The organism is Morganella sp. EGD-HP17 (assembly GCF_000512315.2).
Classification (GTDB): domain Bacteria; phylum Pseudomonadota; class Gammaproteobacteria; order Enterobacterales; family Enterobacteriaceae; genus Morganella; species Morganella morganii.
The window spans coordinates 491,069-514,563 of sequence record NZ_AZRH01000001.1; the positions used below are offsets into that span (position 1 = coordinate 491,069).

General features: G+C 50.9%; 25 protein-coding genes. 14 read left to right on the forward strand and 11 right to left on the reverse strand.

Translation table 11 applies throughout. From position 1 onward, the window contains the following. Positions 1-110 precede the first annotated feature (110 nt). Positions 111-941 (reverse strand): AraC family transcriptional regulator, encoded by an 831-nt coding sequence (locus X965_RS02200; protein ID WP_072144551.1) that lies wholly within the window; start codon positions 939-941, stop codon positions 111-113. Positions 942-1,582: 641 nt separating this feature from the next. On the opposite strand from X965_RS02200, the gene modA reads away from it, so the two are divergent. The 5 genes from modA (at position 1,583) to X965_RS02225 (ending at position 5,499) form a co-directional block, all read left to right on the forward strand. Continuing rightward, the gene (gene modA, locus X965_RS02205) at positions 1,583-2,326 is read left to right on the forward strand and encodes a molybdate ABC transporter substrate-binding protein (protein WP_370531222.1); all 744 of its coding nucleotides are present in this window, start codon (positions 1,583-1,585) and stop codon (positions 2,324-2,326) included. A 14-nt stretch (positions 2,327-2,340) separates the two neighbouring features. Further along, positions 2,341-3,129 (forward strand): ABC transporter permease, encoded by a 789-nt coding sequence (locus tag X965_RS02210; protein ID WP_036416821.1) that lies wholly within the window; start codon positions 2,341-2,343, stop codon positions 3,127-3,129. Then, positions 3,116-3,739 carry an ABC transporter ATP-binding protein gene (locus tag X965_RS02215; protein WP_004238296.1) on the forward strand — a complete coding sequence of 208 codons (624 nt, stop codon included), beginning with the start codon at positions 3,116-3,118 and terminating at the stop codon, positions 3,737-3,739. The genes X965_RS02210 and X965_RS02215 overlap by 14 nt, the downstream gene beginning before the upstream one ends. Before the next feature lie 420 nt (positions 3,740-4,159). After that, complete coding sequence (locus X965_RS02220; protein WP_051997301.1) at positions 4,160-4,873, forward strand: polymer-forming cytoskeletal protein; 714 nt, start codon at positions 4,160-4,162, stop codon at positions 4,871-4,873. Positions 4,874-4,944: 71 nt separating this feature from the next. Next, a complete protein-coding gene (locus tag X965_RS02225) occupies positions 4,945-5,499 on the forward strand; it encodes a GNAT family N-acetyltransferase (protein WP_036416824.1) in 555 nt (184 codons plus the stop codon). On the opposite strand, the gene X965_RS02230 is transcribed toward X965_RS02225, so the two are convergent. Next, positions 5,490-5,846, reverse strand: coding sequence for a nitrous oxide-stimulated promoter family protein (locus tag X965_RS02230; RefSeq protein ID WP_015422908.1), 357 nt, complete (start codon positions 5,844-5,846; stop codon positions 5,490-5,492). The genes X965_RS02225 and X965_RS02230 overlap by 10 nt on opposite strands. 119 nt (positions 5,847-5,965) lie before the next feature. Between X965_RS02230 and X965_RS02235 the strand changes: the two genes are divergently transcribed. Then, positions 5,966-6,217 carry a DinI family protein gene (locus tag X965_RS02235; protein WP_004238291.1) on the forward strand — a complete coding sequence of 84 codons (252 nt, stop codon included), beginning with the start codon at positions 5,966-5,968 and terminating at the stop codon, positions 6,215-6,217. A 75-nt stretch (positions 6,218-6,292) separates the two neighbouring features. Here the strand turns inward: X965_RS02235 and X965_RS02240 are convergent, their stop codons facing one another. Together X965_RS02240 and X965_RS02245 are read right to left on the reverse strand one after the other, a co-directional pair. Further along, positions 6,293-6,541 (reverse strand): YecH family metal-binding protein, encoded by a 249-nt coding sequence (locus tag X965_RS02240; RefSeq protein ID WP_004240880.1) that lies wholly within the window; start codon positions 6,539-6,541, stop codon positions 6,293-6,295. Between the two features lie 143 nt (positions 6,542-6,684). After that, on the reverse strand, positions 6,685-6,897 hold the full coding sequence (locus tag X965_RS02245; RefSeq protein ID WP_004238289.1) for a DUF465 domain-containing protein: 213 nt from the start codon (positions 6,895-6,897) through the stop codon (positions 6,685-6,687). A 323-nt stretch (positions 6,898-7,220) separates the two neighbouring features. Between X965_RS02245 and eco the strand changes: the two genes are divergently transcribed. Further along, positions 7,221-7,745: a serine protease inhibitor ecotin gene (eco, locus tag X965_RS02250; RefSeq protein ID WP_036416826.1), complete on the forward strand. Its 525-nt coding sequence runs from the start codon at positions 7,221-7,223 to the stop codon at positions 7,743-7,745. Between the two features lie 138 nt (positions 7,746-7,883). Next, a complete protein-coding gene (gene psiE, locus X965_RS02255) occupies positions 7,884-8,285 on the forward strand; it encodes a phosphate-starvation-inducible protein PsiE (RefSeq protein ID WP_004238582.1) in 402 nt (133 codons plus the stop codon). 49 nt (positions 8,286-8,334) lie between these two features. Here the strand turns inward: psiE and X965_RS02260 are convergent, their stop codons facing one another. Next, on the reverse strand, positions 8,335-8,772 hold the full coding sequence (locus X965_RS02260; protein ID WP_004238583.1) for a universal stress protein: 438 nt from the start codon (positions 8,770-8,772) through the stop codon (positions 8,335-8,337). Positions 8,773-9,219: 447 nt separating this feature from the next. On the opposite strand from X965_RS02260, the gene X965_RS02265 reads away from it, so the two are divergent. Beyond that, on the forward strand, positions 9,220-10,167 hold the full coding sequence (locus tag X965_RS02265; protein WP_004238584.1) for a cation diffusion facilitator family transporter: 948 nt from the start codon (positions 9,220-9,222) through the stop codon (positions 10,165-10,167). A gap of 130 nt (positions 10,168-10,297) precedes the next feature. Further along, complete coding sequence (locus X965_RS02270; protein WP_032098824.1) at positions 10,298-11,170, forward strand: GNAT family N-acetyltransferase; 873 nt, start codon at positions 10,298-10,300, stop codon at positions 11,168-11,170. Positions 11,171-11,208: 38 nt separating this feature from the next. Here the strand turns inward: X965_RS02270 and X965_RS02275 are convergent, their stop codons facing one another. Both X965_RS02275 and ghrB read right to left on the reverse strand, forming a co-directional pair. After that, on the reverse strand, positions 11,209-11,409 hold the full coding sequence (locus tag X965_RS02275) for a hypothetical protein (protein WP_032098823.1): 201 nt from the start codon (positions 11,407-11,409) through the stop codon (positions 11,209-11,211). Between the two features lie 227 nt (positions 11,410-11,636). Beyond that, on the reverse strand, positions 11,637-12,614 hold the full coding sequence (ghrB, locus tag X965_RS02280) for a glyoxylate/hydroxypyruvate reductase GhrB (RefSeq protein ID WP_015422905.1): 978 nt from the start codon (positions 12,612-12,614) through the stop codon (positions 11,637-11,639). Between the two features lie 108 nt (positions 12,615-12,722). On the opposite strand from ghrB, the gene X965_RS02285 reads away from it, so the two are divergent. Continuing rightward, on the forward strand, positions 12,723-14,027 hold the full coding sequence (locus tag X965_RS02285) for a uracil/xanthine transporter (RefSeq protein ID WP_004238591.1): 1,305 nt from the start codon (positions 12,723-12,725) through the stop codon (positions 14,025-14,027). A 94-nt stretch (positions 14,028-14,121) separates the two neighbouring features. Continuing rightward, a complete protein-coding gene (locus X965_RS02290; RefSeq protein ID WP_004238593.1) occupies positions 14,122-14,622 on the forward strand; it encodes a hypothetical protein in 501 nt (166 codons plus the stop codon). A 229-nt stretch (positions 14,623-14,851) separates the two neighbouring features. Here X965_RS02290 and X965_RS02295 read toward each other — a convergent pair whose 3' ends face one another. The 4 genes from X965_RS02295 to ebgR all read right to left on the reverse strand — a co-directional run bounded on the left by X965_RS02295 (position 14,852) and on the right by ebgR (position 21,098). Next, positions 14,852-16,318, reverse strand: a complete 1,467-nt coding sequence (locus X965_RS02295; protein WP_004238594.1) for an amino acid permease — start codon at positions 16,316-16,318, stop codon at positions 14,852-14,854. Positions 16,319-16,334: 16 nt separating this feature from the next. Continuing rightward, positions 16,335-16,784 (reverse strand): beta-galactosidase subunit beta, encoded by a 450-nt coding sequence (locus X965_RS02300; RefSeq protein ID WP_032098820.1) that lies wholly within the window; start codon positions 16,782-16,784, stop codon positions 16,335-16,337. Then, positions 16,781-19,843, reverse strand: a complete 3,063-nt coding sequence (ebgA, locus tag X965_RS02305; RefSeq protein ID WP_036416828.1) for a beta-galactosidase subunit alpha — start codon at positions 19,841-19,843, stop codon at positions 16,781-16,783. Before ebgA ends, X965_RS02300 begins: the two co-directional genes overlap by 4 nt. Positions 19,844-20,108: 265 nt before the next feature. Beyond that, positions 20,109-21,098 (reverse strand): transcriptional regulator EbgR, encoded by a 990-nt coding sequence (ebgR, locus tag X965_RS02310; protein WP_036416830.1) that lies wholly within the window; start codon positions 21,096-21,098, stop codon positions 20,109-20,111. Positions 21,099-21,340: 242 nt separating this feature from the next. Between ebgR and galE the strand changes: the two genes are divergently transcribed. Continuing rightward, positions 21,341-22,357 carry a UDP-glucose 4-epimerase GalE gene (gene galE, locus X965_RS02315; protein WP_004242315.1) on the forward strand — a complete coding sequence of 339 codons (1,017 nt, stop codon included), beginning with the start codon at positions 21,341-21,343 and terminating at the stop codon, positions 22,355-22,357. Positions 22,358-22,430: 73 nt separating this feature from the next. Continuing rightward, positions 22,431-23,483 carry a UDP-glucose--hexose-1-phosphate uridylyltransferase gene (locus X965_RS02320; protein ID WP_036416834.1) on the forward strand — a complete coding sequence of 351 codons (1,053 nt, stop codon included), beginning with the start codon at positions 22,431-22,433 and terminating at the stop codon, positions 23,481-23,483. The last annotated feature ends 12 nt before the right edge of the window (positions 23,484-23,495 follow it).

Consider the following 23,495-nt stretch of genomic DNA (forward strand, 5'->3'; position numbering starts at 1 on the left):
TTTATTAAGCATAAATCCCTCTGGCGAATAAAAGTGAAGCAAAGGAACGCAGCTTAACAGACCCGTTTTTTTCCGGTATTATTTTTGTTTTCTGTTTTTATCACAATTCGTCAGTTTATATGATTACCCCGGGCTTTGCTGGGCGTAAATCCGAAACGCTTACGGTAGCTTTGGGTAAAATACGACTGACTTGAGAACCCTGCTTCCATTGAGACATCAACGATACTCATCTGGGTATTGAGCAGAAGCTGATGGGAAAATAACAACCGCCGTTCGCTTATCCATGCCCGCGGAGATGTACCGTATACCGAGCCGAACAGCTCTTTGAATGTTGTCAGGCCCATACCAAATTCTCTGGAAAATTCATTTAACTTCCAGTCTTTCAGATAGTGCTTTTCCATGAAGCTCTGCAAACGTTCTGCCTGGCGGTTACTCAGCTGACGCAATACCGACATCAGACGTGTGCCTTCTTCACTCAGGGCGATAATTAATAATAATTCCTCCAGCTTCAGCTTTATCAGCGGTGATGGCGCATTATTACAATAAGCATCATAAAACCCGCTGATACTGTTTTTCAGCATAGCGGACTGCGGAAAATAAATGAGTCCGGATGTCGGATCAGTAACACGGTGAAGGTGGCTGAGAGTATCAGAAAAACGGTGAAGAAAATCCCGCAGAAAATGGTTGTTCAGCGGAACCCATAATAAGTTAATTTCGCCGGAAATATGCTGGTATGCATAGCTTCCCTGATTGGAGAAAATAACTTCATTGTCATTAAGTGTGTATGAGTTTATGCAATCCTGCCATTTCATTTTTCCGGACATCAGAAGGTAAAGACCTTTTTCCTGTTGTTCGGTAATATTGAAAATATCGGGCTCAACAATAACAGATTGTATCTCTTTATTATTGTCAGATGTCAAAGTACGTGAGTTCATGGGCATCTCAGAGTGAACAATATGGCTTAATTTTCGGAAATTAAATAACAGGGACAGTGCCAAACCATCCGGTATAAATAATTATATAACTAATATCGGGCTTTTCTACTTGATAATTAGTTTTTATGACATTAACGGCTTTATTTATTGGTTTGGGTGCTATTTTATTTACATGATGAATAACTTCACTGAATAACAAGTAATGTCATTATGAATTATGTTTCTAAAATGATGCTGTTTTGTTGTTGTTATGTTTTTTTGCGGGTGGGGTGTATATACAGTTCATTATCATTGAATCTGTTTTATTGATGGATATATTGAGCGGATATTAATTAATACTGTTGTTACCGGCGAAGGGCAGAGTATTACTCTGCAAAAATGTAATGATTGTTTCTGTTATGATTATTGATGTTATCACTTTTAATTTTATGTTTTTATTATGCTGCATATAGCTGATTAAAATTTTTCTGGTGAATATATAATTTATATATTATTTGTATCGCGGATTATTTCCGGCGGGTAACGCCACCGGACATGACAGATGATACGCCGTTTCGTGATGACTGTCCCTTGCACCACTCACCGTTTTTAATCATTATATAAAAAAATATATAACGAGTGAGGTTACTATGTCGTCCCGTCGTCTGATGCTCTCCGCATTACTGTTCTGTTGTTCCGTACCGGCCGCGGTGGCCGCTGAGTTACATATGTATGCCGGCGCCGGTCTGCGCCCGCCGGTTGAAAAGGTGATCAGCCAGTTTGAAAGAGAGACCGGTAATACGGTAACGGTGGAATATGGCGGTTCCGGACAGATCCTGACCCGGTTTGAACTGACAAAGCAGGGTGATCTGTTTTTCCCGGGATCAGCGGATTACGTGGAAAAGCTGCGGAAAGAAAAACAGGTGACAGACAGTTATCCGATCGTCCGGCATATTCCGGTGATTGCAGTACGCAAAGATAAAGCAGACGGAATTAACAGTATTGCAGATCTTGCCGCAAGTAATCTGCGTATCGGCATGGGGGACCCGAAAGCCATTGCGCTGGGCCGCAGCGGTGAAGTTTTACTGGATGCCAGCGGTTACGGTGATGCACTGCGGGAAAAAGTCATTGTCCGGGCGGCAACGATTAAACACCTGTCGATGTATCTGCTTAACGGTGAGGTGGATGCTGCGGTTATCGGCCGCGCCGATGCCATGAAAAACCACGATAAACTGATTATTCTGCCGTCACCGGAAGGCAGCCCGGAAGAGGTGGCTACGCTGGCGGTACTCAGCACCAGTGCATCCCCGGCAGAAGCAAAACAACTGGCGGAGTATTTTTCCTCTCCGGAAGGGATCAAAGCCTTCACCGATTATGGTTTTCTGCCGGTCAGACCGGCTGATGCACACTGATTCCGGTATTACCGATGTATCCGGTGATGAAATGGGCGCTGGTGCCCCTGTTACTGTTGTTGTGTCTGATTACCGGGTCTCTGCTGGCGTTACTGTTTCAGGTAACGCCGGCGTTGCTGACTCAGCTGATTACTGACCCTGAATTTCATTTTGCGGTGCTGATGTCGCTGGCAACCTCACTGACATCGCTGGTACTGGCATTTCTGATTGCCGTACCGGCCGCCTGGGTGATGGTGCGGGGGGATTTCCCCGGCAAGCGGATGGCGGATGCGCTGTTTGATGTCCCGCTGGTCACGCCGCCGCTGGTGATTGGTATCGGGCTGTTACTGCTGCTGGGCAGTCAGGGCCCGCTGGCCGGAATTTTCCCGCAGTTGGGGCGCTGGCTGTTTTCCCCGGTGGGTGTGATTATCGCCCAGACCTATGTCGCGTCAGCGGTTCTGTACCGTTCGGCGCAGGGGGCGTTTGCCTCGGTGGATCCGGCATATGTCCGCACGGCAATGAATCTCGGGCTGACCCCCGGAAAAACCCTGCTGCTGGCGGAAATTCCGTTGTGTCTGCAGGGATTGCTGAGCGGCGGGATCCTCGCCTACTCCCGGGCGCTGGGGGAGTTCGGTGCCACACTGATGCTGGCCGGTGCCACCCGCTTTAAAACCGAAACTCTGCCAATGGCAATTTATCTTAATATTGCCAGCGGTGATTTTTCACTCGCGCTCGGCTGCGCGCTGATCCTGATGGCACTGGCGATTGTTTTGCTGGTCGCATTGCACCGGCTGAAAAGGCAACCTTCACATGCTGCACGTTGAACATCTGAGTGCGGGGATCCTGCAGGATCTCTCGCTGACACTGCCGCGCGCACAATGTACCGCGATCTGCGGCCCTTCCGGCAGCGGAAAAACCACATTACTGAACTGCATTGCCGGTTATCTGCCTTATCAGGGCTCCATCCGGCTCGGGGATGTTCCCCTGGATCCGCTGCCGGTCTGGAAACGCCCCTGCCGTTATCTTAATCAGCGGCTGTGGCTGTTTCCGTGGCTGACGGTTCTGGGCAATTTACGGCTGGCACAGTATGCCGCCGGGTTAAAGCGGGACAAATCACAGGCTCTGGCACTGCTGGATAAAATGCAGGTGGCACATCTGGCGGCGCGTTTTCCGCATCAGATTTCCGGCGGGGAACAGCAGCGGGTGGCACTGGCCCGCGCACTGATCTCACCGCCGGCACTGCTGTTGCTGGACGAACCGTTTTCCGGGCTGGATTGGGCGACCCGCAGGCAGTTATGGCCGCAGATTAATCTGCTGAAAGAAGAAGGGATCACCACGATTCTGGTCACGCATGAACCTGAAGAGGCAGAGGCGCTGGCACAATACCGCTTAGCGGCAGAAGGCGGAAAAATCCGGGGGACTAAAGGGGCCTGAGAGGGATAAAATCCTGTCGTAATTGTGATATTTTTATTCTGCCCTCTTCAGTTAAGGTAGACCCCTGAGAGGGCGGTGACGGATTGTAATGAAGGGATGCTGTCACAGGGTACACGGAGTGTATCCGGCTATAGTCATCGCTTTCTCTATTTCCCTGATTACATACTGATACTGGTCTTAATCCGCCCTTTACCGGCGCGGCGGCTGCGTACAATATGCAAAAGTATCTTCCGTAACGTAAAAATACCATCACAAAGGTCTGCCATGCTTAATATTATGCTGACATCCCTTTGGTTTTTATGGGGATTGTTACTGTATGCAGTGATAGCCGGGCACGCATCGTGGCCTGTTTATTTAACAGGTATCGCCGCCGTTATCTGTGCTATTACGATTCTCCCGGAAAGGAAAAGGAAAAACGTCATGTTCGGTAAGAAAAAACAAGCAGATACCCCTGAAACGGAGCCGGTTGCGGCACCGTTGCAAAAAACCAGAGAAGAAAGAGAAGAAGAAGAACGAAAAGCGGCTGAACTCAGTGCTCAGGCAAATGAAATTACCCAGCTGCTGTCAGCACGCGGTGAAGAGAAACAGCGCCCGCTGGCGTCTCTTGAATCCCGCCAGCCGACGGTGATCAGCAAAGAAACCCGTCTGACCGGTGATGTTGAAATCAGCGGTAATCTGCAAATCTGGGGTAAAATTAAGGGACAAATCAAAGCCCGTTCCGGCTCGGTCAGCATTATGCAGTCCGGTGTAGTGGAAGGGGATATTTTTGCCGAAGCCCTGCTGATTGACGGCGTGCTGACCGGCACCTGTACCGTCGAACAGCTGGAAATTCTTGAGCACGGTGAGCTTAACGGCGTCTGCCGCGCCTCTAATTTCTCTATCCGCAAAGGCGGTACCTTTATCGGCCAGTCAGAGCCGTATGCCCCTGCCGGTAAAGCGGCTGCCGCAGCACAGGCACCGCAGTCCCGTCCGGAAAATAATAAGCCGGCAGCAGTGACTGAGCTGAAGCAGTCTGAAAAAGCAGACGCAGCGGCGGAAAAATCACAGGAATCCGCGCCGAAATCGTCGTCACAGAACGGTAACGGAAAAAACAAAGAGCCGCAGAAAGTCCCGTCTGTCTTTAAGCGCGTGTAACCGCGCCGCCCTCACGTAAATCCGTTATACTCCTCCGGTATATTTTATGACTGAATGAACCGGAGGATTATATGCTTACTCTTGATACCCCGCGTCTGCACCTGCGTCCCTGGACACCGGATGATTATGTACCGTTCCGTGCACTGAATGCGGATCCGGACGTTATGCGCTTTTTTCCGGCCTGCCTGAGTGCGGCAGAAAGTGATGCGATGGCGGATGAAATTATCCGTCGTTTTGAACGGCAGAAAGCATTCGGGCTGTGGGTGGCGGAAGAAAAAAGCAGCAGGGAATTTACCGGGTTTGTTGGTCTTAATATCCCGTCCGCGCCGTTTGATTTCAGTCCGTGTACTGAAATCGGCTGGCGTCTGGCGAAACGCTTTCACGGTAAAGGTTATGCAACCGAAGCGGCAAACGCGGTGCTGCACCATGCCTTTATGACGCTGAATATGCCGGAGATTGTCGCGTTTACCGCGAAGGTAAATCTGCCTTCTGAACGGGTGATGGTGAAAACGGGAATGCGGTATCAGCGGGAGTTTCTGCATCCGTCACTGGAACAGGGGCATCCGTTACAGACGCATGTGCTGTATAAGATCACACAGGCGGAATACCGCGCGCGTCAGTCCTGATTATTGCGGGGCGAGCGGCGGCGCTGCGGCAGAGGCGGTACCGGCTTTTTGTCATCAATAAGGTGACGGACAGCCAGGATCGGATGATGCCACAGCATACGCGGCCCGGCCCAGCGCATAATCACTTTCATCTCTTCCCGCGGTTTTGGCTGATAACAGTGCACCGGGCACTGTTTGCAGGCTGGTTTGTCTTCACCGTAACGGCATTTTTCCAGCCGTTTCACTGCATACGCCAGCAGATCGCGGTAATGTTCCGGAGTATCTGCCGGTGCCGGATGGCGCTGTTCATACAGTTCCACCATACGGGTAACGGTTTTTATTTCCCGTAAAATACGTTTGCCGGCCATCAGAAACTCCTCTTTCATGCTGTAAAGCCCATAAATTTAAATACTGTGCTTAAAATTCGCTTTCTTTTTATTTAAAAATAAAATACTGTATATGCATACAGTTTACGGAGAGCAACACCATGCGTATTGAAATTCTGTTAGATAAACGAAATGCAGTGCCTGCGCATCTTATTCAGTCCCTTGAAGTCCAGTTAAAACGCCGGATCCTGCCGTTATATCCGGATATGCAGTTCCGTATTGCGCAAAGCAGTCAGACCACGATTAATATTTCCGGCGTGAAATCCCCCGACGATAAACAGTCGCTGATGGATACCATTCAGACCATCTGGGAGGATGACAGCTGGATGGATGATGACAACGCGCAATCATGATTTTCTTCCTGTTACAGGAAACGCTATCTCCCGGTTTTTGTGCCTTCAGGGGAGATAGCGGCCTTTTTTCGCTGTTCAGTGATTACAGATTTTCTCAGCCGATGTGCTGAATCCCTCTTCAGTACCGATAAACTTCCCGCGTGCCGCCAGAAAACTGACCAGCGCTTTTGCATCCATATTCTCTGCCGAGCAGGTATGGAAGCGGGTATCTTCGCCGAACGTGGCGTGAATATCGGCGATAAGTGATTCTGTGGTGTAATTCTTCCCGCTTTCAATAATCATATTCATGACCTCGTGGCCATGGACAGAGGCTTTCTCAGACATAATAACTCCGGTCGGATAGTAAAGATGTAATTATTATACATCTTTTGATGTGCAATAGATTGCGTCAGGTCAGATTATGGTGCGAAAGGGAAGGAGACATAAGATAACGCCCGCGAAAGGGCGTTATCTGACAGGGGAGAAACTTACTGACACTCCGTTAAAATGCGCTGCATCTCATCTTTTACGTGCAGTTTTTCTTTTTTCAGCCGGACGACATTGTCGTTATAGCCTGCGCCGTTCGGGCCTTCAAGCTCGGCAATTTCATTATTTAACTGATGATGTTTCAGATACAGTGCGGCAAAACGAGGATTTGAATCTTTAAGCTGTGCTATAAGGGCTTGCTGATCAAGTGGCATAGAACCTCCTGTTTGACGGGGAATACAGCTTTTTCAGTATAACAAATGTACGCCGGAATGCATGGGGCGTATCGTTATATCCGTGATCAAAATGGCATAAATACATCGTGATTTATTGATGGTGATGATGGCATCCGGCAGAGTTATTGGTTTAACACACTGGCAGTGGTGATTTATCTGAGATTATCTGCCATTTTGTAAGAATATTCTGTGTTTTACTCTGGCGGTGAACTAAAGATTATTATAATGTTCTTAATAGTCAGCATGAAGATTATGAGACGATTTCATAATCAAATGTACTTATAAAACAAGGTAATTATTTGATGAAAAAATTGATCCTTCCTGTTATGGCCATGTTCGCCGCCGCAGGCGCTTATGCTGAAGAAGCAAAAACCACTGATATGGAGCCGCTGAAGATTGTGAAAACTGACAACGGCATGAGTGAGCTGAAACACTTCCCGCAGGCTGCGTCAGATCAGGTTCGCCATGTGATTGCCGTAGAGCCGAAAGCCGATGAAGGGCAGTACAAAATTGAACTGGTGATCGGTAAAAAACAGATGGTGGACTGTAACCACCAGTGGTTTGGCGGTACGCTGACACAGAAAACCGTTGATGGTTTCGGCTATGACTATTATGAGACCGGCGACTTAACCGGGCCGATGTCCACCATGATGGGCTGCCTCAATAATGATAAACGCGAAGCGTTTGTCAGCGCTAACCTGGGTGACGAAGCATTCGTCCGTTACAACAGCCGCCTGCCGGTTGTGGTGTACGCCCCGAAAGATGTGGAAGTAAAATACCGTATCTGGAGCACGGATAATCAGCTGCTGGATGCACCGGCCAAATAATCCGTTAATATCTGACACATAAAACACGGCGCCTGCCGTGTTTTTTGTTTTTTATTCGGTTCTGTCATCATTTCGTCGTACACTTAAACCCATACTGTTTACGGGCGTAATTGTCGTCTATCACTGAGGCTATTGATTATGGAATTTCAGCCATCCCGCCAGATAGCAACTGTGCTGCAATGGGTTCTGAATATTGCACTGCTGATTTTAGGTGTGCTGCTGATTGTATTTATGGGAAAGGAAACACTGACGCTGATTAATCTGCTGTTTTCCGCGCAGGAGAAAACAACCTATCTGTTATTAGACAGTATCGTGACCTATTTCCTCTATTTTGAATTTATTGCCTTAATTGTGAAGTATTTTTCGTCGGGCTACCATTTTCCGCTGCGCTATTTTATCTACATCGGCATTACGGCGATGGTGCGTTTAATTATTGTCGATCATTCAGATGCCAATGCGACATTCCTGCATACCCTGTCAATACTGGCGCTGACCGTGGCATTATATCTGGCAAATACCGATAAGCTTAAACGCAGCTGAAATAACATGCCCCGCTGTGACGCGGGGCAGAATAAACAGACTGACGGGATCAGCGGATAACCATCACCGAGGTTTTGGCGTGACGGACAATCGTTGCGGCGGTAGAGCCGAGCAGGAATGTTGCCGCACCCGGGCGGTGAGAGCCCATCAGGATCAGGTCGGCGTTAATATCTTTGGCATAAGAGAGAATTTCGTTTTTGGCTGATCCGATAGCCGCGTGCAGGGTGTACTGACTTTCCGGCACAGCAATTCCTTTAATAATTTCTTTCAGTGCGGCAAGCGCCAGCTCAATGCGCTCTCCGGATTCCCGCATACTGACCGGCATTGAGGCGTATTCCACCCCGAAGAACATTTCCACGTTAGGGATAACGGTAAAGAAGTGGATCTTCGGATTATCAATTTTCGCCAGTGCTTCCACATGGGGCAGCATTTTGTCTGTCAGGTCATCTTCAAGAATATCAATCGGAACCAGAATCGTGTTGTACATACAGCCTCCTGTTAACTGAAATCAGTAACAGTATGACAAAAAATGACAGCGTGTGCTGTGATCATGACGGCAGCTTATTTAATTTGTGAAATGAAAATAACTATCGTTTATTTTTATTATTAACAATAATAAAAAGGAGGGAATGAATTAAAGAGAATAATGATAACGTCATCAGTGACGGGGAATGAAAGAAGCCGTTTTAAAAGCGATAAGAATAATGATTCTCAGTTATAAAAATCAAATAAAATCATAAAATTGGAGACGTGAAAAAAATATTGTGGCATACTGTGGGCGCTGAATTAATATTCTGATTTAACCTTATTAATTGTAATTCTTTATTTCCTGTTCAGAAAGAACGGCATTAATCCGTTTGCTGAACTATAATGATCACGATCCACAGCATGTATTTGCTTTGTATTAACCACAAAAATAATGTGGAATTAAATTATGTCCAATATACCTGCACAGGCGGATGAAACCGCAGAAAACAGCGCGAATATCAGCCGTGAGATAAAATTCGCGGCCGCGAAAAAAAGCACCTGGGTCAGCGTCTGGGTGAATACCCTGTTGTCTGCATGGCAGATAGTGGCGGGTATTTTCTCGCACTCACAGGGGCTGATTGCTGACGGGGTTCATACTCTGTCTGACCTTATCGCTGATTTTGTGGTGCTGATTGCCAACCGCGGCAGCCGTAAAGCGCCGGATGAGGAACACCCTTACGGCCATTTCCGCTATGAGAACGTGGCGTCGCTGGTTCTGGGCGTGCTGCTGCTGGTTGTCAGCGGCGGGATGCTGTGGACCGCCGGTTCACGGATTATGTCACCGGAAACCATTCCCGAAGTGCACTCGCTGGCGCTGTATGTCGCGCTGCTGGCACTGCTGGCGAAAGAGGGCCTGTTCCGCTATATGCTGCATGTGGCGCGTAAAGTGAAATCCAATATGCTGGAAGCCAATGCCTGGCATGCCCGTTCGGATGCGGCATCATCGCTGGTGGTGGCCATCGGTATTACCGGCAGTCTGATGGGGTATAAAATTCTGGACCCGATCGCAGCGCTGGTGGTCGGGCTGTTTATTCTGCGCATGGGGGTGAAATTTACCCTGCAGTCTCTCCAGGATTTAATGGATCGCGGTGCGGATGAAGAAACCATCGCCAAAATCACGCAGTCTGTGATGGATACCCCGGGGGTGGAAGGGGTTCATGATCTGAAAACCCGTAAGTCCGGCGATTATCTGCTGGTGGATGTCCATATTGAAATTGATGAAAACCTGACGGTTAAAGAAGGGCATGATATCGCTATTGCAGCGGAAATGAATATCCGCCGTGACCCGCAGGTGCTGAGTGTGATGACGCATATTGATCCCGCCCAGTCCGTCCGGGCCGGGCTGACAACCTGATTATTATCTTCTGACAGAATTACCGTGGCGGGGATGAACCTGCCACGGTGATTCTGTTATTAGTTGCACCTGTAGCCGGTTTAATTAGAATAGCGTACATAATTACATTAATGGGCAGAACACTGCAGGTATGATGAAATTCCGGGGATGGGAAAAATGCAGCTTCAGTGACTATGAAGCCTGCTGTGAAAAGTTTGGTTATAATGCGGAAACCTCACCGCACTATATTAAGTTCGCCATGGAGCAGGGCGTTGAACCGGATTTCTACGCTTACACAAAAAAAGGCGTTATTGAAGGTGCTGTCTGCACAGATAACGGCTGGCTGGCAAACGACAATAATAACCCCGCAAACCGCCTGAAGTGGATGTATTTCCCCCGCTACTCCATCCTGCTGCCTTTTAATAAAAATATTAAATGTTTTCTGCCGTTTAAAACCAAATCCCTGAGTACAGAATGCCGTCAGTTTTATAACAGCTCATTTTCGCTGTTTTCCCGGCGTCATGTGGCCGTTTCAAAAGATCTGTCTGCTTTTTCTTCCAAAACCAGAGCCACCCGGAAAAAAGAGATCCGTAAATTTATGGCTGATGGCGGGACATTTGAAAATGTCAGCACGGCCGGACCGGATTTTTTATTTGAAACCTACTTCCGGTTATATGCCGACCGGCGGGGGCATGAGGTGGAGAACGATCCGGTTATCCGCGCACTTTTTCATCATTGCTATAATAACTTTTTCGGGGAAATTGCGTTTTTGGACGGTAAAGCAGTGGGTATTCAGTTATTGCTTTCCACACCGTCAAAGCGGGGAACATTTATTGATTTTCTGAACATCGGCTACGATATGAATTTACGCAAATATTCTATCGGCACGATGCTGATGTGGCGCAATCTCTGCCTGACAGCAGAATTGCCCGCACCGGTGACCTATTCTTACGGCATGATGTCCGGGGAGTATAAAGCCCGCTGGTGTGACCCGGTCAGTATTGGTCGTTCCATTACCTTCTGACGGAAAATACAGACGGCTTTACATACCCGTCTGTGTTTTTATAAAGAACTGCGGGAAAGGCGGACAAACCGGCCCTGTTTATCCCGGTGCAGAGAATAGAGCGCTTTTTTATCCCGCGCGGATAACCAGATTTCATCCTGTCCCTGATCCTGCGTCCGGTAAAGATAATAACCGGCATTATTCAGGTAATTTTTCAGTGGTGCACAATCCCGTACATCATGAAAAACAACGCTGCTCATTTCAGAAACCGACCCTTCTGCGGGATATATTCAAACTGATAATTCTCTGAGATCCGCGGCGCATTCCGTATTCCGGAATAGTGTGCTACAGATCAAACTATATCAGCGATGAATACTATCGTATTTATCTGATAATTATGGAAATTAACATTTATCCGGGAAGGGCGGAAATAGCAGAGACAGCAGATTATCCGTCAGAGATAACCTGCTGTGTACAGACGGGATAATTACTGTTGCTGAGCCTGCGGATTGACGCAATTCTGACTGACATCCCCTTTCAGGGCACGCAGTACATTATCCGCAGCACAGGCAGCCATCGCATAGCGGGTTTCATGGGTGGCGGAGCCGATATGCGGCATCAGTACTACATTATCCAGTGACAGCAGCGGTGAATCCGGCGGCAGCGGCTCCTGTTCAAAAACATCCAGCCCGGCGGCGAGGATCGTTTTATCTTTCAGCGCCTGTGCCAGTGCGGCTTCGTCGATCACGGCACCGCGCCCGATATTGACCAGAATGGCACTGCGTTTCATTTTTTCAAACTGTTCGCGGCCGAATAAATGGCGGGTTTCCGCCGTCAGCGGCAGGGTGATACAGACAAAATCTGACTCTGCCAACAGGGCATTCAGTGAACGGTATTCCGCCTGATACGCTTTTTCGGTTTTTTCATGGCGGGAGCGGGCATTGTAGAGCACTTTCATGCCGAATCCGCAGTGCGCCCGGCGCGCCAGTGCATCACCGATGCGGCCCATGCCGGCAATTCCCATCGTTTTATGGTGGACGTCACAGCCGTACCAGTCCGGCGTGATACTTTCTGTCCACTCGCCGCGTTTCACCCGCTCTGAGCTGATGATCATTTTCCGTGCAGTCGCCAGCACCAGTGCCATCGTGGCATCGGCAACGGTTTCGGTCAGGACATCCGGGGTATGCATCAGCACCACATTCCGTGCACTGAGGGCAGAGACATCAAAATTGTCATAACCGACGGTGATGGTGGAAGCCACCCGCAGTTTCGGGGCCATCGCCAGGAAACGGGCATCAATTTTCCCGCCGGAGCCGAGGATAGCATCCGCTCCGGCCAGCAGCGGTTTTACTGACGGGTCAATGTCCGGATCAATTTCCGCCACGCGGTGAACATCGCACTCAGCGGACAAACGGGTGAGGATATCGTCAGGAATATCGCGGTAAACAAGAACGGATGGTTTCATCATGACCTCTCTGAGTGAAAAACTCACAAAATAATCTCTCTTTGATAGTATGATCATTATCACTATATTAAAAATAAATCTGACACTGCATCCAAAAGGCGTTACCCCATGATAAAAATGCAAAAAAGCCACTGGCTGTCCGGCTTTCAGTGGTATTTCTTTATTTTCTGCAATACGGTGCTGATCCCGCCGACACTGCAATCTGCGTTTCATCTTTCTGACGCCGCCACACTGACTATCACACAATACAGTTTTATCGCCACCGCGCTCGGCAGCCTGGTGCAGGTGTTTACCGGCCACCAGCGTGCGATTATGGAAGGGCCGACCGGCCTGTGGTGGGCTACCATTCTGGGGATCGCTGTGGCGGAAGCCTCTTTCGGGACTTCTGCGGGTGTGACCGGCGCAAACCTTGCTATCGGGATTGCCTGTGCGGGACTTATCACGCTGGTGATTGGCTTTACCGGCGCAGGAGCCCGTATCGCCCGGATTTTTAACCCGGCGGTGATGGCAGTGTTTATGTTTATGATAGGCGCGCAGCTGGTCTCCATTTTCCTGAAAGGGATGCTGGGACTGCCGTTCGGTATCATGCCGCCGGATGCCACCGTGAATTACCCGGTCTTTTTCCTGGCGCTGGTAACGCTGATCCTGGTGCTGGGCGTGATTGTGTATGCCCCGGTGTCCGTGGCCAAATATGCGCTGCTGATTGGCGTGTTGCTGGGCTGGGGAGCTTACGTGCTGCTGTTTTCCCCGCCGGGACGGGATGTGGCATCCGCATCATGGGAATTTCTGCCGCTCGGCAGCACTGACGGGTTTGAATTCCGCTGGGGCGTGATTATCACCTGTATCCTGACCGGGCTTCTGAATATCAGTAATACCTTCGGTGCCATCCGTTCGACGGATGTGTTTTACATGGATAAATTACAGGAAAATAACGTCCTGTTCCGGCGCAGTTTTATTGTCACCGGCTCGGTGACACTGCTGACCGCGCCGCTGGCAGTGGTGCCGTTTGCACCGTTTGTCTCCTCGGTGGGATTAATCACCCAGACCAATGACAGCAGCCGGACATCCCTGGTGGTCGGCAGTGTGCTGTTTCTGCTGATGGGGCTGATCCCGCCGGTGACACTTTTCTTCAGCGGATTGCCGCTCGCCATCGGCAGTGCCGTGATGCTGGCAACTTACCTGCCGCTGATGTTCTCCTCGCTGGCTTTCGTGGATAAAATTTCCCTGAATGCACGTAATATTTACCGGCTGGCGATCCCGCTGTTTGTCGGCATTTTCCTGATCAATCCGCCTGCCGTCTTTATCAGCGACCTGCCGGTGCTGCTGCGCCCGATGCTGGGGAACGGCATGCTGGTGGCAATTTTGCTGGCGGTGTTGTCAGAAAGCCTGGTGCGCTGGGATAAGGTAAAGTAGGGCAATACTGCGGCATTTTTCCGGATGCGCGGGAAACTGTGATAGACTTTGTGTCTGTTCCGGCTCCGGAAAATGCACTGACAAAAGGATATTTATGACGCACAAACTCTGGCTGGCAACCGCACTGCTCCCGATTTTGCTCAGCGGTTGTGCCGCGCCTCTGCCACCGGCGCAGACACAGGAAAACTGCCCGGATTTCACCGGTGTTTATCAGCTGCCGCTGCAGGGGGAATCACAGAGTATTGCTCTGACATTGCTGGATAAATCCACTAATCAGTATGGTGTGGGCGTGAAGGACAAAAACGGCGTTGATCATTTCACCTCGCGTCCGTATCAGGGCGATATGGTGCGGATGGATAAAAAAGAGATGAACGGCCAACTGGCATGCAGTGTGATGATTGACCAGGTGGGGCTGATTAAGCAGGTTGAAAAAGGCGGGCCGATGCCGGGCTTCCCGGGGATTGCCCGCAACGATGATATTAAAATGGCCACCGGCTATGCGTTGTTTATTTTCAGCCCGCAGGGAATCGATTTTATTAATCTGATCAAAACTTCCGACACAGTACCGATGGAGTTGCAGCCGCCGCGTTACTGAGCTGGTTTTAATGTAAAAGGGGGGTAACCGGCAGAGAAATGAAAAGCATGCGAGCCATGGATGGCGAGCCTGAGCGTACAGGGACCGTATTTACAGCGACTTTTCATTTTTGCCGGTTACCACCGGAGTCACCGGACTATCAGAAATAATATACCCCGGTCTGTCAGGGGATTCTCTGAGCACAATAAAAAAGCCACCGTCCGGTGGCTTTTCAGTATCTGCAGGATAATCAGATATTATCGACGGATTCTTCGCCGCGGGCCAGTGCGGTTTGCGCGGTCGGGGCATCGGCGATTTTCCGCTCTTCTGCGGTCAGGGTTTTTTCATAGCGGCTGTATTTCCACCAGGCGTAGCCCAGGAAAATCAGGATCCCGCTGACGTTATAGAACAGAATGGTCGCAATGTTGGCACCGGTCGGGAAAGTGGAGGCCAGGAAGCCGATAGTGAAAATCACAATCAGCAGGGAGACCACCGCAATCCCCGTGGTGCGTGAACCCATGCGGAAGTCACGCGGGATATGATCCAGTTTGCGGCGCAGATTCAGGTACGCCAGCATAATAAACAGCGGCGGCAGCATAGAAGCGGCGGCAGTCATGTTGATGACGGTGTTCATCAGATCCTGAACGGTATCGGAACCGAGGGTCGGGATAAACATCAGCGGGATCACAATCAGGAACTGGATCCAGGCGGCACGCGCCGGTACGCCGTGTTTGTTCAGCTCGACTGTTTTGGCACCAAAGACACCTTTCGGGATCTCCGCGAAGAAGATTTTAACCGGTGCCGCGGTCCACATCAGCAGGGAGCCGAACATGGCGGTGAAAGAGACCACGCCGACAAAGCGGTTCATCAGGATCTCCGGCAGACCGAAATAGGTGGATAACCCTTCAAAGACCTGGACAGAGCCGCCGGTAAACTTCAGTGCTTCACGCGGTACAAACACGTTGATCACCACGGAGGAGACGGAATAGAGCAGGCCGATGAATAATCCGGCAATAATAATCACCTTCACGAATGCTTTACTGCCGCCTTTGACGTCATTCACATACACGGCAACTGATTCCGCACCTCCGGCCGCCATAAAGATCCACGCGGTGATCCCGAGGAATGCCCAGTTAAAGTTCGGCGTCATGGCTTCCACGGTAATCGGATCCGCAGGCTGAATTCCCCCCACCAGCGCAACACCAGCCAGTGCGATATACGAGAAGGTCAGCAGCAGCATCATCGAGGAGGTGACAGAGGTCATCGGCCCCAGCAGTTTTGCCCCGTTGGTGGAAACATAAGTGGAGAATGCAAACAGCACCGTACTGAGCAGTGCGGTGGTGACCGGCGTGAAGATATACTCATAGCCGAGGAAGGCGTAAGAGGCATAGGCAATAACGCGCGGCAGCAGCGAGGTGAAGAAAAACAGGTTCACAAACCAGTAGGTATAGGCGGCGAGGAAAGCCCAGCGGCCGCCGAGGGCACTGCGCACCCAGGCGTAAACACCGGCTTCGGAGTTTTTATTCAGGGAGACGAACTCCGCGATAATCAGACAGAACGGAATAAAATAGAAAATCGTGGCGATAAAGAACATCGGTGCGGAAGCCAGTCCGAGCTCGATATTATTATTAATGACGTTGTTAAAACTGTATACAGCGGCAAAGGTCATGGACAGCAGTCCGAACTTGCCGATGGTATTACGCGCGGATGTGGACATAGCGTTCTCCGTGGATCTATTTATTCAGGAAATAACCGTCTTCAATGGTCACGGTAAGCACCACTTTGCGGACATCGCCTGAGCAGGTGAACCGGTATGCCTCGTGATTTTCACACACCAGCACATTGCCGGGTTTGCAGAGCAGAGTTTCCCCTTTGCCGCACAGGGTTTCGCGGTCAGTTTCATCACTGTAGGCATTTACCGGGGTCAGGGCGGATTTGGCGGCATACTCAACGGTTTCCTCACCCTCCAGCCAGTAATGCACCTGAAAATAACGGCGTTTACCGAGGAAATCCGGCTGTGGCTCTGTTTTAGTCTGCAGGCGGTATATCAGTGAATCACCGACAGAATAGGTCACATCAGGATGAATGGACGGCAGGTTATTGATGGCCTCAATACAACGCTGCCATTTTTTTCCCTGACGGAAAAAACGCTGAAAATCCGTTAAATCAGTAAACAGGATCATGCCCGGCCTCCTGAGTGTATTTCGCCTGAAAAATGCAGTGTTGCCAGTGTTTCCGCACGGCAGTCGCCCTCAGTGAACGGCAGCAGTGTGAATCCGAAACGGAACGGCCGGAAATAGACGCGGTAACTGTCGAGGACTTCACTGCCCCAGGAGTTAGAGCCCAGCCCGGTCAGGGCGTGATCAAGGTTCAGAGTGATATGGCCGTCCGGCTGCCATTCATGCTGATGCTGGGCACGGTGGAGTTCTTCCCCGCGGCATGGCCAGCAGCTGAAATTGATTGGCTGATCAGGACGCACAAACAGGCCGCTGCCGTGATTGTCCGTCAGTGCCAGCCAGCGGGTGTCCTGATGGTTGCCGTTGTTCTGCGGGAACGGGTAATTAACGAACAGGTCACTGACCGGTGACTGATAACGGCCGATAAGATTGGCTTTGCAGCTGTCCGAATAGTTCTCGCCCGGCCCGCGTCCGTAGTACTCCGCGTGGTCAAAACGGGCGTCGATCCCCATATCCATGCCGATGCACGGGATCACATGCGGATAATCGCCGTATGGCTCACCACTGAGGGTCACCGCAACATGGCCGTCCGGCGCAATGGTGTAGCGGTAAGTACAGCGCATGCCGAAATCAAACACCGGCGGGGCAACCACGGAGTTCACCGTGACAATCACATGGCCGTTTTCCTGTGCTGTTTCCATGCCACGGAAATGTTCCTGCATGATTTGCAGGTGTGCCGGATGCCATAAACCTTCATATTCCTGTTTATGGTTATCAATCATCGGTTTAAAGAAACGCATCCGTGGTGCGGCGGCGAGCAGGGATTGCCCGCGGTTTTCCCAGCGGATTAATTTACCGTCGGTTTTTGAGAAGGTGAGGGTGAAATCACAGCCGTGAATATGCATTTCCAGCCGCTCGTCACAGACTGCCAGCGGCGTGGCATCATGTCGGATAAACGGCAGCACCGGCGCAGATGCCGCCGCCAGCGGGAACTGATAAACCGCGATTTCATGTCCGGCAGCACTGTAGCAGGTGGCATTCAGACGGGTGACGATGATATTGACAAACATTTCGCGGCCATCGGCAGCCGGTAAGTTCAGGGCAACGCGGGCGCTTTCGCGGGGAGCGAGTTCAGGCAGCGATAAAATTTCACTGTGAATAATGTCGCCGTCAGCACTATATTCCGCACGGATCTGACACTCTGCCAGCGTACTGAACCAGAAGCGGTTTTCAATGGTGATTTCGCCGTTGTTCGCATCAAAATCACGTACTTTCACCGGTGCGATAACTTGCTTGTACTCTTTCAGTCCGGCGGACGGGGTTTGATCCGGGAAAATCAGGCCATCCATGCAGAAGTTATAGTTGTTCGGGTAATCGCCGTAGTCACCGCCGTATTTATAGAACGGACGACCCTGTTCATCCTGTGCCAGAATGCCGTGGTCACACCATTCCCAGACAAAATGTCCCTGAATGGCGTCATGACGGTCAAACACTGCCTGATATTCACTCAGTCCGCCCGGCCCGTTGCCCATGGCGTGGGCATATTCACAGATAATGCGCGGTTTCGGGTGCGGATATTCACCGAATTCATTCATCATCTGCACGCGGGAATACATGGTGCTGATGATATCCACCACATCCGCATCACGATCTTCTTCATAGTGGATCAGACGGGTGTCATCAATGGCTTTTGCGGCATCATACATGGCACGGATATTACAGCCGTAACCGGATTCATTACCGAGCGACCACATAATCACGGACGGATGGTTTTTCTGTGCATGCACCTGGCGGCGGATGCGGTCGACATACACCGGCTCCCAGGACGGATCATCGGTGATCTGACTGAGATTACCGACGTTGGCAAAACCGTGGGTTTCCACATCGGTTTCCGCCATCACAAACAGGCCGTAAATATCGCACAGCTCATAAAAGCGCGGATCGTTCGGGTAGTGCGCGGTACGGACAGCATTGATATTGTGCTGTTTCATCAGCCGCAGATCCTGCTCCATCCGGCGGATGCCGACAGCACGGCCTTTGTGTTCATCATTATCGTGGCGGTTGACGCCGTGTAATTTCACATAATGATTATTGATATAAAACAGGCCGTTGCGGACTTTTATATCGCGGAATCCCACCCGCTGCGGGATCACACTGAGCAGATTACCGTTGCTGTCCGACAGGCGGATCAGCAGGTGATACAGATACGGATCTTCCGCACTCCAGCAGCGCGGGGAAGCGACATCTGCGGTGAATGTAATGGTATGATCGTCAGCAGTCAGCGCTTTTTTCTGTGAAAAACAGACGGTGCTGCCATCATATAAAACGGCCTCAATCTGCATCCCTTCTGCAGAACCGGCAATTTCCGCAGAGGCGGTCAGCAGGGCGCTGCGGTAATCCGGCGCAAAATCGGTGCGAACAGTCAGATCACGGACATGTACCGGCGGCTGTGCAATCAGATACACATCGCGGAAAATCCCCGCCATCCACCACATATCCTGGTCTTCAATATAGGTACTGTCCGCCCACTGCATGACGCGGACAGATAACAGGTTTTCCCCGGCGCTGACAAATTCGGTGATATCAAATTCAGCGGTCAGGCGGCTGCCTTTGCTGAACCCGGCATAGTGGCCGTTCACATAGACTTCAAAATAGGTTTCAACGCCGTCAAATTTAATAATGACCTGTTGTTGTGACCAGTTTTCATCCAGCGTAAACGTGCGCTGATAGGCACCGGTCGGGTTATCTGACGGAACAAACGGCACATCAATCGGGAACGGCCAGCCCTCATCGGTATACTGGAGCTGTCCGTGGCCTTCCATCTGCCACATATTCGGGACAGTGATGGATGACCATTCTGTCATTGGCGTGTGATAAAACGCCTCCGGCACACGCAGCGGATGATCAAAATAGCGGAACTGCCATTGCCCGCTGAGCAGTTTAAAGCCCTGACTCAGCTCACGCTGATAAGTGCGTGCGGCGGTGTCGTTATCATAGGCAAAGAAATAGGCACGCGGCGGCAGGCGGTTTTCATGCAGCAGGGTGTAGTTTTCCCAGTTATTCACAGAAGCTCCTTCTTTATAGTCAGCAATCACTGCGGGCTATCGGATGAGATCAATCATTAACGGGATATTAGTAAAAGTTTTACTAAAAACTATAGAGTAAAACTAAGATGTTTAACCTGATCACATAATCCGTACAACAGCGGCACAATCTTGTGAGCTGAAACGCTAAATTGTGTAAAAGGCAGTCATCTTTGCAGAAGGTAAATTTTACTGAAAGAAAAACGGCTGCCTTTCCGGCAGCCGTCAGAATCTTACGGAGGGGGTATTACTTCGTGGTGCCGCGCAGAATAAGGCGGGAGGCGGCAAAGACCTGAAGCGGCTCCTGCCGCTCATCACGCAGACGTTCAAACAGCAGATTCACGCCCTGGCTGCCCATCACCTCAGAGTGGATGCGGACGGTCGACAGTGACGGAATGGTAAACTTGGCGGTCGGGATATCATTGACACTGATAAGAGCGATATCCTCCGGGATAGCGATATGCTGTTCATGCAGGGCGCGCAGCACGCCGATAGCAATGGAGTCAGAAGCGACAAACAGGGCCTTCGGGTAGCTCTCTCCGGCCAGCATCTGTTTTGCCAGAGCATAACCGGACGCGCTGGAGAAATCCCCGCGATAGATATCTTCCCCGCGCACCACACCGCGCAGTGAGCCGTATTCAGTAAACGCGACTTCGCGGATATCCGCCGCCGCCGGGGAATCCTGCCCGCCGATAAAACCTATCCGGTCATAACCTTGTGCAATAAAGAAATCAGTTACGGATTGCGCAATGTACGCGAGGTCAATATCCACCGCGTCATAATCACTCTGGCGATCGCTGAAATCGACAAAGCAGACGGCAGAGCAGAGTGCCTGTACTTCTGTCAGTACCGCGCGGGCACCGTGTCCGATCAGCAGCACGCCGTCCGGGCGGGAGACCGTCTCCGGCAGATTGTTTTCATAAGCGTGCGTCAGCTCAATACCCAGCCGTTCGCTCTGTAACTCAATGCCGTGGCGGATGGAGAGATAATAAGGATCATTAATTTCCGCTGTTTTCGGATAGCTGTAAACCGCCAGGAAATGCAGCCGCTGTGCCTGACGTTTGCCCGTGGTGTGACGGCGCTGCGCGGAAACGGTGTATTCCAGTTTCTCGGCGATTTCCAGGATACGCAGCTTGGTTTCTTCTTTCACACTGAGTGTCGGGTCGTCATTCAGCACCCGCGACACGGTCGCGAGTGAGACACCGGCTTGCCGGGCGATATCTTTTAGCGTGGCCATTTTTTTGTTCTTTCTCCTCCGGCCGGGAACTGCGGCAGGGCAACAGGCGTAATTCAGGCAGTGACAGCTACTTATAGTAACACAGAAACTTTTAGTAAAAACCATTCAGTGCATCAGTGTAAACGTTTACACAAATCAGATCAGTATCACAGACTCAAAAACTATTCATGGTTAGAATCTTCCCCGTCCTCACGTTATACTTTGGTTTTCTCTGAATACATTACAAAGCCTGAGAGGTATATGTGGAAATTCTTGTCACCGGCGGTATGGGCTATATCGGCAGCCATACCTGCGTACAGCTGATGAATGCAGGCATGACACCGGTTATTGTGGATAATCTGTGTAATGCCAATGCCAAAGTTCTGGCGCGGATCACTGCAATTACCGGAAAAGAACCTGTTTTTTATCAGGGGGATATCCGTGATGAAGCCTTTCTTGACAGCGTATTTGCCAAACACCGTATTGATGCGGTGATTCACTTTGCGGGCCTGAAAGCCGTGGGTGAATCCGTGGAAAAACCGGTTGAATATTATGATAACAATATCAACGGCACGCTGGTTCTGCTGCGCAGCATGAAGCGGGCGCAGGTGAAACGGATTATTTTCAGCTCTTCCGCCACTGTTTACGGCGATCCGGCCAGTGTGCCGATCACCGAAGAATCCGCTATCGGTAACACCACAAACCCTTACGGCACCAGTAAATACATGGTTGAGCGCATTCTGAATGATGTGCTGATCGCAGATAATGACTGGTCTGTATCACTGCTGCGTTATTTCAACCCGGTCGGGGCGCATCCGACAGGCACGATGGGTGAGGATCCTAAAGGTATCCCGAATAACCTGACGCCATATATCACTCAGGTTGCTATCGGCCGCCGTGAAAAAGTCAGTATCTATGGAAACGATTACCCTACACCTGACGGTACCGGGGTGCGTGATTACATCCATGTGATGGATCTGGCGGACGGCCATGTTGCGGCACTGAAAACCGTGGCACAGTCCTCCGGGCTGCATATCTATAACCTGGGCACCGGCAAAGGCACCAGTGTGCTGGAAATGATTGCGGCGTTCAGTAAAGCGGCCGGTAAACCGATCCCGTATGCTGTCTGTGACCGCCGTCCGGGGGATATCGCTGAGTGCTGGTCCAGCCCGGATAAAGCGGCCCGTGATATGCAGTGGCGTGCCGTCCGCACTGTTGATGATATGGCGCAGGATGCCTGGCGCTGGCAGCAGCAGAACCCGGAAGGTTACGCAGACTGACGAAATACGAAAACCGGTAACGCCTGAGGACAATCATCGCTAACCCGTTTCATCGTCAGAGAGAATTGTGTCTATGATGACTTTTGATCCGTCTGATTGCCCTCACCGCCGCTATAACCCGTTAACGGGACAGTGGATTTTAGTCTCTCCTCACCGGGCAAAACGCCCGTGGCAGGGGAGAGATGAAGTCGCTGATGTGGCGGATTTACCGGCTTATGACCCTGACTGTTTTTTGTGTCCGGGAAATACCCGGGTAAGCGGCGATATTAATCCTGCTTACACCGGCACTTATGTTTTTCAGAATGATTTCTCCGCGCTGAGACCGCAGCCCTGCACACAGCCGGAAAACACCAGTCCGTTATTTCAGACTCAGGCCGTCAGCGGGCTGAGCCGCGTGCTCTGTTTTTCTCCCGACCACAGCAAAACTCTGCCGGAACTGCCGGTGGCACAAATCCGTGCCGTCATTGATACCTGGCAGGCGCAGGCACAGGAACTCGGGGGAAAATACCTCTGGGTGCAGCTGTTTGAGAATAAAGGGGAACTGATGGGCTGCTCACAGCCGCATCCGCACGGTCAGATCTGGGCCAGTGATTTTCTGCCTGATGCCCTGAGCCGCAAAGACGGACTGCTGCGCGACTATTCCCGGCAGCACGGCAGTAACCTGCTGCTGGATTACGCGCAGGCGGAGCTGAAAGACGGCAGCCGTATTGTGACGGAAACGGAGCACTGGCTGGCAGTGGTGCCGTACTGGGCGGCGTGGCCGTTTGAAACCATGCTGCTGCCGAAACACCGCGTGATCACCCGGATGGAAGCCATGACAGATGCGGAGCGGGATGACCTCGCACTGGCACTGAAAAAACTCACCAGCCGCTACGATAACCTGTTCCGCTGTGCCTTCCCGTACTCGATGGGCTGGCATTTTGCGCCGTATTTTCAGCAGGGCGAACCGCTGGATCACTGGCAGTTACATGCACTCTATTATCCGCCGCTGCTGCGTTCCGCGACAGTGCGCAAATTTATGGTCGGCTATGAAATGCTGGCGGAAAGCCAGCGTGACCTGACACCGGAGCAGGCTGCAGAGCGGCTGCGTGCAGTCAGCGACCACCATTTTAAAACCCCTTTATAATCTGAGGTTTCC